This is a genomic window from Micromonospora sp. WMMC273, from assembly GCF_027460285.1.
Lineage (GTDB): Bacteria > Actinomycetota > Actinomycetes > Mycobacteriales > Micromonosporaceae > Micromonospora > Micromonospora aurantiaca.
Map to the genome: position 1 here is coordinate 4,740,001 of NZ_JAPZBE010000001.1, position 13,079 is coordinate 4,753,079.

At 70.0% G+C, this 13,079-nt stretch carries 15 protein-coding genes and 2 tRNA genes (1 of these 17 running past the window's edge); 4 read left to right on the plus strand and 13 right to left on the minus strand.

Going from position 1 to position 13,079, the window contains the following annotated elements; all coding sequences use genetic code 11:
* On the plus strand, window positions 1–115 hold the 3' portion of the coding sequence (locus O7611_RS21845; protein WP_013288029.1) for a hypothetical protein. Its footprint begins 107 nt before the window's first position; 115 of the gene's 222 nt are visible here — the last part of the coding sequence; its start codon lies off the left edge, out of view; the stop codon is at window positions 113–115.
* A gap of 7 nt (window positions 116–122) precedes the next feature.
* Here the strand turns inward: O7611_RS21845 and O7611_RS21850 are convergent, their stop codons facing one another.
* Together O7611_RS21850 and O7611_RS21855 are read right to left on the minus strand one after the other, a co-directional pair.
* Window positions 123–920, minus strand: coding sequence for a carbon-nitrogen hydrolase family protein (locus O7611_RS21850; RefSeq protein ID WP_194803424.1), 798 nt, complete (start codon window positions 918–920; stop codon window positions 123–125).
* Window positions 921–959: 39 nt separating this feature from the next.
* Window positions 960–1,793, minus strand: coding sequence for an EamA family transporter (locus tag O7611_RS21855; protein ID WP_151013689.1), 834 nt, complete (start codon window positions 1,791–1,793; stop codon window positions 960–962).
* A gap of 41 nt (window positions 1,794–1,834) precedes the next feature.
* On the opposite strand from O7611_RS21855, the gene O7611_RS21860 reads away from it, so the two are divergent.
* On the plus strand, window positions 1,835–2,458 hold the full coding sequence (locus O7611_RS21860; protein WP_194803423.1) for a helix-turn-helix domain-containing protein: 624 nt from the start codon (window positions 1,835–1,837) through the stop codon (window positions 2,456–2,458).
* 23 nt (window positions 2,459–2,481) lie between these two features.
* On the opposite strand, the gene clpX is transcribed toward O7611_RS21860, so the two are convergent.
* From clpX to O7611_RS21885, 5 genes are all read right to left on the minus strand, one after another.
* Window positions 2,482–3,774, minus strand: coding sequence for an ATP-dependent Clp protease ATP-binding subunit ClpX (gene clpX, locus O7611_RS21865; RefSeq protein ID WP_013288033.1), 1,293 nt, complete (start codon window positions 3,772–3,774; stop codon window positions 2,482–2,484).
* 227 nt (window positions 3,775–4,001) lie between these two features.
* Window positions 4,002–4,664 (minus strand): ATP-dependent Clp protease proteolytic subunit, encoded by a 663-nt coding sequence (locus O7611_RS21870; RefSeq protein ID WP_013288034.1) that lies wholly within the window; start codon window positions 4,662–4,664, stop codon window positions 4,002–4,004.
* Between the two features lie 14 nt (window positions 4,665–4,678).
* Window positions 4,679–5,320 (minus strand): ATP-dependent Clp protease proteolytic subunit, encoded by a 642-nt coding sequence (locus tag O7611_RS21875; protein WP_018786886.1) that lies wholly within the window; start codon window positions 5,318–5,320, stop codon window positions 4,679–4,681.
* A 175-nt stretch (window positions 5,321–5,495) separates the two neighbouring features.
* The gene (tig, locus tag O7611_RS21880) at window positions 5,496–6,842 is read right to left on the minus strand and encodes a trigger factor (protein WP_269697494.1); all 1,347 of its coding nucleotides are present in this window, start codon (window positions 6,840–6,842) and stop codon (window positions 5,496–5,498) included.
* Window positions 6,843–6,991: 149 nt separating this feature from the next.
* Window positions 6,992–7,065: transfer RNA gene (locus O7611_RS21885), tRNA-Pro, on the minus strand.
* 257 nt (window positions 7,066–7,322) lie between these two features.
* Between O7611_RS21885 and O7611_RS21890 the strand changes: the two genes are divergently transcribed.
* Window positions 7,323–7,396: transfer RNA gene (locus tag O7611_RS21890), tRNA-Gly, on the plus strand.
* A gap of 111 nt (window positions 7,397–7,507) precedes the next feature.
* Here O7611_RS21890 and O7611_RS21895 read toward each other — a convergent pair.
* A complete protein-coding gene (locus O7611_RS21895) occupies window positions 7,508–8,119 on the minus strand; it encodes a hypothetical protein (protein ID WP_269697495.1) in 612 nt (203 codons plus the stop codon).
* A 152-nt stretch (window positions 8,120–8,271) separates the two neighbouring features.
* On the opposite strand from O7611_RS21895, the gene O7611_RS21900 reads away from it, so the two are divergent.
* A complete protein-coding gene (locus O7611_RS21900; RefSeq protein WP_194803421.1) occupies window positions 8,272–8,925 on the plus strand; it encodes a Type 1 glutamine amidotransferase-like domain-containing protein in 654 nt (217 codons plus the stop codon).
* Window positions 8,926–8,944: 19 nt separating this feature from the next.
* Here O7611_RS21900 and O7611_RS21905 read toward each other — a convergent pair whose 3' ends face one another.
* From O7611_RS21905 to O7611_RS21925, 5 genes are all read right to left on the minus strand, one after another.
* Window positions 8,945–9,919 (minus strand): alpha/beta hydrolase family protein, encoded by a 975-nt coding sequence (locus O7611_RS21905; protein WP_269697496.1) that lies wholly within the window; start codon window positions 9,917–9,919, stop codon window positions 8,945–8,947.
* Between the two features lie 40 nt (window positions 9,920–9,959).
* Window positions 9,960–10,406 (minus strand): SRPBCC family protein, encoded by a 447-nt coding sequence (locus O7611_RS21910; RefSeq protein WP_194803419.1) that lies wholly within the window; start codon window positions 10,404–10,406, stop codon window positions 9,960–9,962.
* 328 nt (window positions 10,407–10,734) lie between these two features.
* Window positions 10,735–11,310: a contact-dependent growth inhibition system immunity protein gene (locus O7611_RS21915; RefSeq protein ID WP_269697497.1), complete on the minus strand. Its 576-nt coding sequence runs from the start codon at window positions 11,308–11,310 to the stop codon at window positions 10,735–10,737.
* Between the two features lie 778 nt (window positions 11,311–12,088).
* Window positions 12,089–12,493 (minus strand): hypothetical protein, encoded by a 405-nt coding sequence (locus tag O7611_RS21920; protein ID WP_194803418.1) that lies wholly within the window; start codon window positions 12,491–12,493, stop codon window positions 12,089–12,091.
* Between the two features lie 131 nt (window positions 12,494–12,624).
* Window positions 12,625–13,050, minus strand: a complete 426-nt coding sequence (locus tag O7611_RS21925; RefSeq protein WP_194803417.1) for a nucleoside deaminase — start codon at window positions 13,048–13,050, stop codon at window positions 12,625–12,627.
* Window positions 13,051–13,079: the final 29 nt, after the last annotated feature.

Consider the following 13,079-nt stretch of genomic DNA (forward strand, 5'->3'; position numbering starts at 1 on the left):
GCTGTCGATCAGGCGCCTGGCCCGGCGCGGCCCCTCCCGGATGACCACCGCTCTCCTGGTCACTGCGGCGGCGATCGCCGGGATCGCCGCCCTGGGCCTGCTCTTCGGGGGCTGACCTCGGCTCAGAGCCGGCGGTTGGCCAGGCTGGGCAGCTCGGCGCGGATCGTCCGCAGGCGCTCCAGGTCGATCTCGGTGACCGCCAGCCCGGGGCCGTCGGCGACCTGGCTCAGCACGGTCCCCCACGGGTCGACCACCATGCTGCGCCCGAAGCAGGTCCGGCCCGGGTCGTGGTCACCTGTCTGTCCGGCCGCCGCCACGAAACACTGGTTCTCGATCGCCCGGGCCCGCAGCAGCACCTCCCAGTGGTCCCGCCCGGTGTGCATCATGAACGCCGCCGGCACCACGAGCAGTTCGGCGCCGCCGTCGGTCGCGAGCTGCCGGTACAGCTCCGGGAACCGCAGGTCGTAACAGATGGACAGACCGACCCGCAGGCCCTCGACGTCGACCACCACGGGCTTCTCGCCCGGCGCGACGGTTGCCGACTCGAGGTAGGAGACGCGGCCGGGGATCTCCACGTCGTACAGGTGGATTTTGCGGTAGGTGGCGGCGAGCGCGCCCTCGCGGTCGAAGACCAGCGAGGTGTTCCAGGTGTGCGCCGGGTCCGGACCGGCCTCGTGGAACGAGCCGGCGATCACCCACATGCCCAGCCGGCGGGCGGTCTCCGCGAAGAACCGCCCCACGGTCCCGTCGACCGGCTCGGCGGGCGGCATCCGGTCGGCGTGACCGAGGTAGTCGACGTACTCCGGAAGGAGGGCGAGATCCGCGCCCGCCGCCGCGGCCCTGACCAGCAGGGCCTCGGCGGCGGCGAGGTTCGCCGCCCGGTCGTCGCGGGCGTTGAGCTGGCAGACGGCGACGCGCATGACCCGAGGGTACGGGCGGAAGCGGGCGCGCGACAGGGCTCAGACGCTGGACAGGACGAGCGCCGCCGCGGCGAAGCCGAGCCCGGCCACCTGTGCCGGCCGGAGCCGTTCCCGGTCGACGGCGAGCGCGAGCAGGACGGTGCTCGCCGGGTAGAGCGAGGCGATGGCGGCCACCACGCTCAGGTGCCCCCGGCCCGCCGCGGCGAGGAACAGCGCGTTCGCGGCGGAGTCGAGCAGGCCGGCGGTCGCGGCCCAGCCGAGGACGCGCCGCCCCAGTCGCAGGCGTGCGCCGGTGCGGACGGCGAGCGCGAGGCCGAACGCGATCGAGCTGACGCGTACCGCCAGAACCGGCCACATGCCGGCCGCCTCGTCGGCCTGGCCGAGCAGCGCGAAGAAGACGCCGAAGAGCAGCCCGGCGGCCAGTGCCATGCCGATCACGCGGCCGGAGACGCGGCGTGCCGCTCCGCGCTCTCCCAGGCTGACCAGGCCGATGGCGACCACGGCGAGCCCGGCGCCGCCGAGCGCTACGGCACCCGGCGAGTGCGCGAGGACCAGGCCGGCGACGATCGGCACGATCGCCGCGGTGATCGCGGTGACCGGCGCGACGACTGCCATCACGCCGGTGGCGAGCGCGCGGTAGAGCAGCATGACGCCGCCCGCGCCGGCTACCCCGGCGAGCAGGCCCCAGCCCAGGTCGAGTGGGCTCGGCGTGCCGGGCACCACGAGGACGAGGACGAGCAGCAGCGGAACGCTGAGGATCTGCGACACCACGGTCACGGCGATCGGGTCGGCGCGCCGGGACGCCTTGCCGCCGGCGAAGTCGGCGGTGCCGAAGGCGAGCGCGGAAACGGCGGCGAGGACAATGGGGAGCACCCCGCAGTCGTACCACAATAGTGACCGTGAAGGACAGTGTGATGACCGAGACCGGTGGACGGGTCGGCGCGGTGACCTCAGCCGTCGCCCGCCAGGTACGTGAGCTGCGAGCGGCGCGGGGCTGGTCGTTCGAGGAGCTGGCCGGCCGGTCCGGGGTCAGCAAGGGCATGCTGGTGCAGATCGAGGGGGCGCGCACCAATCCGAGCATCGGCACGCTCTGCCGGGTCGCCGACGCGTTCGGCGTCAGCATCGCCCGGCTGCTGGAGCCGGCGGAACAGAGCACGGTACGGGTCAGTGCGGCGGACGAGGCGCCGGTGCTGTGGCGCGGCCCGCACGGCGGCCTGGCGCGTCTGCTCAGCGGACTCGGCGAACCCGACCTGGTCGAGCTGTGGGACTGGCGGATGGAACCCGGGGAGGCGTTGCGCTCCTCGGACCACGCCCACGGCACCCGGGAGATCCTGCACGTGCTCGACGGCACCGCGACGGTCACCGTCGACGGTGTCGACCACGAGGTACGCGCCGGTGAGACGGTCGAGTTCCACGCCGACCGGGAGCACGGCTACCGCACTGCCGGTGACGGGCCGGTGCGCCTGATGATGGTGGTGGTCACCCCGTCGGGCGAGTGGGACCGGCGGACCCGTTCACGCGGACCGCGCCCGAGCTGACCCGGGCGCGGTCGCGACGGCGATCAGGCCGATTTCTCCTCGCGGTCCCGCCGGCGCCGGCCGGTGAACTCGCGGGGCACGATCGTCGGGTTGACGTTCTCCAGGACGACCTCGCGGGTGATCAGCACCCGGGCGGCGTCGGGGTTGCTCGGCACCTCGTACATCACGGAGAGGAGCACCTCTTCCATGATCGCCCGCAGTCCGCGGGCGCCGGTGCCGCGGAGCATGGCCTGGTCGGCGATGGCCTCCAGCGCGGGCTGCTCGAACTCCAGCTCGACGCCGTCGAGCTCGAACAGGCGCTGGTACTGCCGGACCAGCGCGTTGCGCGGCTCGGTCAGGATCCGCACCAGGGCCGAGCGGTCGAGGCTGCGCACGTTGGTGATCACCGGAAGCCGGCCGATGAACTCGGGGATGAGCCCGAACTTCAGCATGTCCTCCGGCATGACCTGGCTGAAGATGTCGTCGGTCGACCGCTCGGACACCGACCGGAGCCGCGCGCCGAAGCCGGTGCCGCCGGAGCCGGTGCGGGCCTCGATGATCTGGTCGAGCCCGGCGAACGCGCCACCGCAGATGAACAGCACGTTCGTGGTGTCGATCTGGATGAACTCCTGGTGCGGGTGCTTGCGCCCGCCCTGCGGCGGCACGTTGGCGACGGTGCCCTCGAGCATCTTCAGCAGCGCCTGCTGCACACCCTCCCCGGAGACGTCACGGGTGATCGACGGGTTCTCCGACTTGCGGGCGATCTTGTCGACCTCGTCGATGTAGATGATGCCGGTCTCGGCGCGCTTGATGTCGTAGTCGGCGGCCTGGATCAGCTTCAGCAGGATGTTCTCGACGTCCTCGCCGACGTAGCCCGCCTCGGTGAGCGCGGTGGCGTCCGCGATCGCGAACGGGACGTTGAGCATCCGGGCGAGCGTCTGCGCCAGGTGCGTCTTGCCGCAGCCCGTCGGGCCGAGCAGCAGGATGTTCGACTTGGCCAGCTCGACGCCGTCGGTGCCGGAGCCCGGCGCTCCAGCGGCCTCGGCCTGGATCCGCTTGTAGTGGTTGTAGACCGCGACGGCGAGCGCCTTCTTGGCCTGCTCCTGACCGACGACGTAGTTGTCGAGGAACTGGCAGATCTCCATCGGCTTGGGAAGCTCTTCCCACTTCACCTCGCCGGACTCGGCCAGCTCCTCTTCGATGATCTCGTTGCAGAGGTCGATGCACTCGTCGCAGATGTAGACACCAGGGCCCGCGATGAGCTTCTTGACCTGCTTCTGCGACTTGCCGCAGAACGAGCATTTCAGTAGGTCGCCGCCGTCACCGATCCGTGCCACCTACGTTCTCCCTGCACTCGTCGGCCGGAACGCCGGCCCTGACCTGCGAGCGCCGGAGCGCCCGTCCGTCCTGTCGTCCCACCATGCTGTCGGCTCCACCTGATCCGACCGGCGGAGCGGTACAGACCCGACGTTACCCGGTGGCCGGGTTTTCTCCGACCCCCAAAACGGGTGTGTCAGAGGTCGACCGGGAACGATACCCCGACCGACCTCCGACCACACGTTGCTCAGCCCGCGGCGTGTGACGCCAGCAGACCCTTCTTGCGGCTGGTCAGGATCGTGTCGACCAGCCCGTACTCCTTGGACTCCTCGGCCGTCATGATCTTGTCACGGTCGATGTCCTTGCGGACCTGCTCGATCGGGCGGTTGCAGTGCCGGGAGAGCATGTCCTCCAGCTGCGTCCGCATCCGCAGGATCTCCCGCGCCTGGATCTCGATGTCCGAGCCCTGGCCGTAACCGCCCTCGGTGGCCGGCTGGTGGATGATGATCCGCGAGTTCGGCAGCGCCATCCGCTTGCCCGGGGTGCCGGCCGAAAGCAGCACCGCCGCCGCGCTGGCCGCCTGCCCGAGGCAGACGGTCTGGATGTCCGGCCGGACGTACTGCATGGTGTCGTAGATCGCCGTCATGGCCGTGAAGGAGCCACCGGGCGAGTTGATGTACATGATGATGTCGCGGTCCGGGTCGGTGCCCTCCAGCGTCAGCAGCTGGGCCATCACGTCGTTCGCCGACGCGTCGTCCACCTGCACGCCGAGGAAGATGATCCGGTCCTCGAAGAGCTTGTTGTACGGGTTGGACTCCTTCATCCCGTACGACGTGCGCTCGACGAACGACGGAAGGACGTAGCGGTTGTGCACGGCCGCGAACTGGGGCGGCAGGCTCAGGTCGGTCATCGTCAGCTCCTCGCTCAGCTCAGGGTCCCGGCGCCATCCGGAACCTGGGCGGCTCCGATGATCACCTTGTCGATGAAGCCGTAGTCCATGGCCTCCTGGGCGGTGAACCAACGGTCGCGGTCCGAGTCGGCCTCGATCTGCTCCTGGGACTGGCCGGTGTGGAACGCGACCCGCTCCTGGAACATCCGCTTGGTGTAGAGCATCTGCTCGGCCTGGATCGCGATGTCCGACGCGGTGCCGCCGAGACCGCCCGAGGGCTGGTGCATCATGATCCGCGCGTGCGGCAGGGCGTAGCGCTTGCCCTTGGTGCCGGCGCAGAGCAGCAGCTGGCCCATGGAGGCCGCCATGCCCATCGCCACTGTCGAGACGTCGTTGTCGATGTACTGCATGGTGTCGTAGATCGCCATGCCGGAGTAGACCGAGCCACCCGGCGAGTTGATCCAGAGGAAGATGTCGCGGTCCGGGTCCTCCGCGGCGAGCAGCAGGAGCTGCGCGCAGATGCGGTTGGCCACCTGGTCGTTCACCTCGCTGCCGAGGAAGATGATCCGTTCCTTGAGCAACCGGTTGTAGACCGAGTCGTCGAGGTTGCCAATGGAGTCGCCACCGCGGGCCTCGTTCACCCGGAGCGACTTCTTGGGGATGTGCATGTCGGTCATGGCAGCCCTTCGCTCTCCGTACCGTCCTACCCGACACTAACCGCTCAGCCGGGAGGCGTACTCCCGGTCGGGGCACTGTTCGCTCTCAGCGCAGTCACCCGCACGGCGTACCCCGGAAAGGGTTTCGGCCGCCTCCCGGCGCGCAGCGCGGGACGGCGGCCGACACCCCCGATGATCAGTGCTGGTGGTCGTGCTCGGCCTCGTTCTGGGCCCGCAGCGCGTCGAGGGAGACCTCGTTGCCCGCCGAGTCCTTGATCTTGATCTTCTCCATCACCGCGGCGAGCGCCTTGCCCCGGCGGACGTCGCCGAAGACGGCAGCGGCGGCGCCGGAGCGGACCAGCTGGTCGTAGTACTGCTGCGGGGCCATGCCGGCGCGCTGCGCCCGGTGCACGATCTCGTGACCGAACTCGTCGTCGGAGACCTGCACGTCCTCGGCGTCGGCCAGCGTGTCCAGCAGAAGCTGGATCTTGACGCCGTCGGTCGCCGCCTCGGTCAGCTCGGTGTCGATCTGCTCCTCGGTCTTCTCCTCCGCCGCGAGGTATTCCTCCAGGGAGGCGCCGATGCGCTCGAGCTGGTCGACCATCGCGGCCTTGCGGCTCTCGACCTCCTCCTTGACGACGCCCTCGGGCGCCGGCACCTCGGCGGCGGCCACCATCTGCTCCAGGGCCTTGTCACGGGCGGCGTAGATCTGCTCGACCTGCTTGCCCCGGGTGACCCGCTCCCGCAGGTCGCCGCGCAGCTCGTCGATGGTGTCGAACTCGCTGGCCATCTGCGCGAAGTCGTCGTTGAGCTCGGGGAGCTCCTTCTCCTTGACCGTGCGGACGGTCACCGCCACGTCGGCGTCGCGGCCGGCGTAGTCGCCGCCGACGAGCTGCGTGGTGAAGGTGGTGCTGTCGCCGGCGGCCAGGCCGACCAGCGCCTCGTCCAGACCCGGCAGGAGCTGCTTGCTGCCCACCTCGTGCGAGATGTTGCTCGCCGAACCGCCCGGGACCTCCTCGCCGTCGACGGTGGCGTTGAGGTCGATCTGCACGAAGTCGCCCTCCTGGGCGGCCCGCTCGACGGTCTTCAGCGTGGCGAAGCGCTCGCGCAGGCTGTTGATCTGCTCGTCGATCTCGCTGTCGGCGATCTCGATCTCGTCGACGGTCACCTCGATGGTGGCCGGGTCCGGCAGGGTGATCTCCGGCCGGACGTCCACCTCGGCGGTGAAGTTGAGCGAGTCGCCGTCGTTGAACTCGGTGATGTCGACCTCGGGACGGCCGAGCGTCTTCAGGTCGTGCTCCCGGACCGCGGCGAGGATGTTCTGCGGGATGGCCTCCTGGATCGCCTCGTTGAGGACGGTCCCCCGGCCCACCCGCTGGTCGATCACCGCGCTGGGAACCTTGCCCCGGCGGAAGCCGGGAACCTGGACCTGCTGGCCGATCTCCCGGTACGCCTTCTTGAGGCTCGGCTCGAGCTCGACGAACGGCACCTCGATGGCGAGCCGCACGCGCGTCGGGCTCAGAGTCTCGACGGTGCTCTTCACAGGCGTACTCCTTGACGGATCTGGGTGTTCAGTCTGGGGCGTGATTGCGCGCATCGAGTGTAGGCGAGCCGGCCGACGGCATCGGCAGGGCCCGGGTACCGCGCGGAAAAAACCGGCGGTTCCCGGGACGATCCGGTCGCGAACGACAGTCGGGGTGGCGGGATTTGAACCCACGGCCCCTCGCTCCCAAAGCGAGTGCGCTACCAAGCTGCGCCACACCCCGGTGGCGACGAAGAGTGTATGCCGTCCGGCCACCCGCGCGGGTGACGGGGCACGGCGCGGCGGCCGCCGGGGCGCGGCCGGGCGGGCGGTGCCAGGCGCCAGTTCGGGGAAGTGGCTGGGTCCGAGGGCCCGGGAAGGCGCCACCTCGCCGAAGTGGCGTGGATCTTGAAGGTCGGCGGGAACCTCCGGGTACGCGCTGCGCGGTGGCCGTGGTTCATTGGGTACGCTGTCGGCGCGCCCTGCTGTGGTGGGGCGCTCGCGGGCGTAGCTCAATGGCAGAGCTTCAGTCTTCCAAACTGACGGTGCGGGTTCGATTCCCGTCGCCCGCTCCAACCACGAAGGCCCAGGCAGACCGCATGAACGCGGCACCTGGGCCATCTCACGGTCACGCCGATGGTGTGCTGATGGAGCAGGGCCGCCCGCATGGTGCTGTGACCCCTGCGCTAGCCGCCGCGTCTCCCCGAGTGACTGAGATGCGCGCACGGCATCTCCGCCTCCCGCTCCCAGGCGCTTCCTTTTACGGCGACGGGGTAGCTGACCTCTCTGACCTGCCGGTCGGCGGTCTCGACCGAGAACCGTATCGACAACGGCTCACTCTCGAACGCGGTGGCACCAGCGCACTCGACGCGCACCTCGACCTCGATCCAGCCGGTACCGCCAGGGCGTAGCAGCTTCGGCTGGCCGGTGTCACGGACCTGGATGCCGGGTCGTTGACCGACAGCCGCACCGACAGTGATCGGCGCGGGTCCCGTGTTGATCACCGCGAGCTGTCCGTTCAGCTGGATGACGCCCAGGGCTTCAGTACCCGAACCTCCGCTGACCCTGTCTTGAGGTAAGGCCACGAGCGCGACCGAGGCGTTCCGCTCCCGCTCGTCCCGCGAGACTCGCAGCTCGCTCACACCGACACCGCCGAGCACAGCGCCGATCACGAAGGCAGCAACGAGCCGTACGTTCATTGTTCGTCCGGACACGCGGCGACCGGGAACAGCGCCGCTCGAATCCGCCGGCCGGTGATCGCGTTCGTCCAGGTCGATCACTTCGTGCTCCGCCGACATGGCGTCAGCCTAGGGCTCTCCCCGGCCACGCATCGACCGGCCGTACAGCCGGGATCGCGATGAGTTTCGTTACCGCGTCCGGTCAGCATTCCTGTGCACCTATCTCCGGACACCGGGCAGAGCGTCATGACCGCTACGCGCAGGAGGCAAGCGTGAAACTTCTCCTCACATCCGCAGGCGTCCAGAACCCGAGCATCAACGATGCTCTGGTCGACCTGCTGGGCAAGCCGATCGCCGAATCCAGCGCACTCTGCATCCCCACTGCGGCGTACCCGATGGGCGGACCGGCCTCGGCCTGGCGCTTCATCACCGGTCAGACGCCGCTGCCCATGAGCGGCCTCGGCTGGAAGTCGCTGGGCGTACTCGAACTGTCAGCGCTACCCAGCATCGGCCAGGAGCACTGGGTCCCCTGGGTCCGGGAGACCGACGTCCTGCTCGTGCACGGCGGCGACGCGACGTACCTGTGCCACTGGATGCGGCAGTCCGGGCTGGCGGACCTCCTGCCGTCGCTGCGGGACACCGTCTGGGTGGGGCTGAGCGCCGGCAGCATGGTGCTCACCCCCCGGGTCGGCACGGAATTCGTCGAGTGGCAGTCCGCACCCGACGACCGCACGCTCGGGCTCGTCGACTTCTCGATCTTCCCGCACCTGGGCCTCGAACCGGACAACACCATGGCGGCTGCCGAGAAGTGGGCGGCCGAGATCGCCGGTCCGGCGTACGCGATCGACGACCAGACGGCCGTCAAGGTGACCGACGGCGCCGTCGAGGTCGTCTCCGAGGGGCAGTGGAGGTGGTTCCCCGCGTGAGCACCCGCCCATGCCGCGATCAGCGCGCCGCGTACCCCGGGTCGGTCGCCGGTAGACGGCGCTGCAGCCAGGTGACGACGAGTTCGTCGAAGCCCGGCGCCCGCTCGGCAGGGGTGTAGCGCCCCTCCCTGACCTGCGCGGGCCCTTCCCCCGTGTAGACGCGGATGCTGTGGTCGGCGCCGGGGAAGACCACGGTCGTGTGGTCGGCGTGGCGTGCGTCGTCGAGGGTGCCGCTGATGGCGCGCACGCTCGCCTCCACCGGCACCAGCAGGTCGTCCGCGCCGAAGATCGCCAGCAGCGGGCAGCGCAGAGCCGCCAGTGCCGGGGCGGGGTCGTAGTCCGCGATGCCCGCGATGAACGCGATGGACTCGGGTGTCGTCCCGGCGAGCATCGGATACCAGGGAGCGCCGTGCCAGTGCGCCTGCGCGGCGTGCACGCGCGCCGGGTCGTCGCCCGACTGGACCCGCCGGATCTGGTCGCGTAGCAGGAGAAGGGCCTGCTGGATGTCGGCGCCGCCGAAGCCCTCCGCAGCGAGTTGGTGGCGGAGCCGGTACTCCTCCTGGTCCCGTACGCGCACGCCCGGACCCGACACCGTCACCACCGCCGCGATCCTGTCGTCCGCTGCCGCCGCGAGGTGAGCCACCCAGCCGCCCTGGCTGCCGCCGATCAGCGCGACCGCGCCGGACAGCACGTCCTCGCGGCTCCGCACGGCCCGGACCGCGGCCACGGTCTCGGCGGCGCGGTCGGCCATGGTCTGACGGGTCCAGTCACCCGTCGACGCGCCGGAACCGGGCTTGTCATGGGCGAGGCTCGCGAAGCCGGCTGCGGCCAGCCTCGTCTGCCACGACCCCTGGTCGCGACCGCCCGGCCCGGAACCCTCGACGAAGACCACCGCCGGGTACGGCCCCGGCCAGGGCGGCCGCACGAAGTTCCCGACCAGTTCGTTCCCGTCGCCGAGGAACGGGAACTCCGCGGTCACCGGTTCGAACAACACCCCGTCGACCGTACGAGGCTCCTGCCACCCGCCCGCGTCCTCAGGCATTGGCCCCGCATGCTCGCTCGATGTCGAGCAGGTCCTGGACGTTGTTCTCCCTGACGCAGGCGAGGAACCGTCGACGGGCGATGACCCGGCTGATCCGATGGATCGGTGAGCCACCGGTCAAGGTGTAGGTGAGCTGGAGGTCGGTGGTACCAACCGCGGCACCGGGAACCAGCCGGTACTCGGTCACACTGTGCCCGCCCGCGAAGCACTCGACGACGTAGCGGAACGGGGGCCGGCAGTCGGTCACGCGGAGTTCCACGGTGACGGGCCAGCCGTACGGCCTGCGGGTCTCCCGCCATCTCGTGCCCGTTCCGAACGCCTGGCTGTGGAGCAGCTCGGTCGCGTCGACCTTGGTCAGCAGCGCCGGATACCGCGCGACGTCGGCGAGGCACCGCCACACCTTCTCCGGCGGTGCGGAGATCGTGTGGCTGAATGTCATCGGCTGCAATGTCTGTCCTCTGCTGGGCGTACGGTCGAGTCGGAGGCCACCTTCGGAGTGCCGGCCGCCGACTACGACGCGATGTGTGACGTCCTCAACGACCCGGAGCGCTGGCCGGCGGTCTCGGTGCGGCTCGACGCAGACGTGTGGCTTCGGATCGTCTACCGCAACCTCGAGGACGAGGCGGGACTCGACTTCGTGGAGGACCGGCCGGGGCAGCCGGCGAAGGTTCTCGCCTCGGTCGGCGGCCACGGGTTCACGTCCGCGATGACCTGGGCGGAACTGCTCGCCGTGGCGGCACTGCCGGACGAGCGGCTGGGCGCAGCGGCTAATCCTGATACTGCCGATGCTCGGTCCGCGGGAACTGCCCGAGGACGCCGGGAACGTCATGCACCGGGCGCTGGAGGGATCGGCGCGGCGAATCGGTCGGCCCTGGTAGAGGTCCTGCTCGCCGCCATGGACTGGCGTACCCACCAGCTGGAACTCCGCTCTCATCGCCGAGAAACTGCCCGATGGCGCCGCGAAGACGCTGGTCCGGGTCACGAGGGCCCGGACCGGCGTCGGAGGACGGGCGACCGGCGACGAGCTCCGCCAGAACCGACCGCAGCCGCTCCCGTTCCGTTCGCAGGCCCGACCACGCCGGGCCGGGAAGCCGCAGCACGTTGGCGAGCAGGTCACCCGGGTAGTAGTCGCCCTCGGCCAACGGATCGCGGAGCAGGACCTGTACCGCGAGAGGCAGCAGAGCCGACACGCCGATCCCCTGCCCGAGCATGATGCGCAGGTCTTCCACGGTGAACTCGGCCAGCGGCTTGCGTCGTAGCTCCGAGCAGCGCCTCACGAGAGACGTGGCCTCCCGGCCGGGGTCCGGCCAGACGTCCCGTTCCAACTGCTCGATCGTCGTCACGGCGGTCAGGCTAGCCCGCATCCGGCGGCTGTCTTCCTCGTCCCGGGCCGCTTCCCGTCGTCGACGAAGCGCAGCCCCCGAAGAATGGACGAACCACCGAAGACCCATCGGCATCCGCTGGTGCCGAGCCAGGCCGAGCACGAACCCTGCGGCCACGAACGAGATGGGAGTGGCTGACTCATGACGAGCCCCTGGCATGTCCTGACCGAGGCAGAGCGAGAGCAGTGGACGTACACGCCGTCGGTCAGCGTGGAACCTCTGCGGTTCGGAATGAGCCCCGACGAGGCCGCCGAGGCGCTACCCGGGTTTACTGCATCGGTCTGTGTCGCACAACACGACTCTGACCAGCCGAAAAAGGCAGAGTTCCGCAAGGCCAGGGCCCGAGGGCCAGGCCGGCCGTGCCGAACAGCAGCGCGCCGAGCAGCGCCATCGCGACGTACCCAGCCGACGCCCCACCGGCCCACCCGCTGACGCCGTGCGGCAACAGCGCAGCCATCGCGCGCCATCCGCACTGCCCGGCTCGGAGCCCTCGCTCCGCAGGCACCAGGCGCAACTTCCCGCCGAGGGTCACTCGCTGATAGTTGTCCTCGGTCGGTCGTCACGCCTCGTCAGACAGCTTGGATCCGTCGTCCCGCGCTGCGGGGTGCCATGAGGTGCCCGGCTTCATCTCGGCGAACGGCTGGCCGGCGGTGCCGGCCAGCCGTTCGCACTGAGCTGATCAGGCCGCATGACCTAGTGCCCAACCACCGCCCGACCCCCCATAGCGAGGTCGGGTTGCTCAGGGTCGCTTGAGGAGCTGCGGCACGCCGCACTCGGGCGCGCAGAGATAAACGTGAACGCTCAGGATGCCACCGACAGGCCCTTCCTGGGTCCAGTTGAAACTGCGGCAGGCGCCATCAGGGGCCGTGCGACTCTCATAACTGTGCGGGGTGCCGGAGCCGGTGCGGTTGGTGTAGAAGTAGAACCACGCGGCGGTCGTGGTGCCGCCGCCATTGCAGACCTCGCCTTGCACGCCGACTGAGCGGTTGTACCAGGTGATTCCACCCTTTGTGTGGCCAAAGTCTGAACCGGCCGAGATACTGAAGGGAGTCGGGGATGCGGCATGCGCCGGCGCGGCCGCGAGCCCGACCGATGCCATAAGCGCGCTGACGGTGACAATGACACCGAGTTTTAGGCGATGCACGAGTCTCTACTCCTCTTCCTGGCAGCAAATGCCGATCTGGCAGGCCGCGAAAGCACGGCCGACCAAGTTGATCGTGGGAAGAAGCTATCAGGAGAAGTCGATGTCCGGGGCCCCTGCGGTAGGCCGACGGCCTAGTAGTGGTCCTCGATCGGCCGCCGCGCCTCGTCGAACAGCGCCGGCCCGTCGTACCGCACCGGACGCGGCGCGGGCGTCGCGGGCTTGACCTGCTCGAACTGCTCGGTGGACAGCGCGTACACGACCCGGCCGAGACCTGATGCGTTGATCGCGACCGTGCACATCGGGCAGGGTTGGCAACTGGTGTACATGGTGGTGGCGACAGCCGCCTCGGGGGCGAGCTGACGGGCGGCCCAGCGGGCCAGCTTCAGCTCCGGGTGGGCGGTGACGTCCCGGTCGGAGACCACAGTGTTGTGGTCCTCGATCAGGACGGTGCCGTCCGCGCCGACGAGCAGCGACGCGAACGGCCGCTCGCCGGACGCGCCCGCCCGGTCGGCGAGTTCCACGGCACGGCGCAGGAACGCCTCGTCGTCGGGTGTCATCAGCCCTCCACGTGTCGGCGGTACCGAGC

Coding starts and splice junctions, on each gene's coding strand:
- O7611_RS21850 (WP_194803424.1), bottom strand. CDS start 920: ATGCGCGTCGCCGTCTGCCAGCTCAACGCCCGCGACGACCGGGCGGCG.
- O7611_RS21860 (WP_194803423.1), top strand. CDS start 1,835: ATGACCGAGACCGGTGGACGGGTCGGCGCGGTGACCTCAGCCGTCGCC.
- O7611_RS21870 (WP_013288034.1), bottom strand. CDS start 4,664: ATGACCGACCTGAGCCTGCCGCCCCAGTTCGCGGCCGTGCACAACCGC.
- O7611_RS21875 (WP_018786886.1), bottom strand. CDS start 5,320: ATGACCGACATGCACATCCCCAAGAAGTCGCTCCGGGTGAACGAGGCC.
- O7611_RS21895 (WP_269697495.1), bottom strand. CDS start 8,119: ATGTCGGCGGAGCACGAAGTGATCGACCTGGACGAACGCGATCACCGG.
- O7611_RS21910 (WP_194803419.1), bottom strand. CDS start 10,406: ATGACATTCAGCCACACGATCTCCGCACCGCCGGAGAAGGTGTGGCGG.
- O7611_RS21925 (WP_194803417.1), bottom strand. CDS start 13,050: ATGACACCCGACGACGAGGCGTTCCTGCGCCGTGCCGTGGAACTCGCC.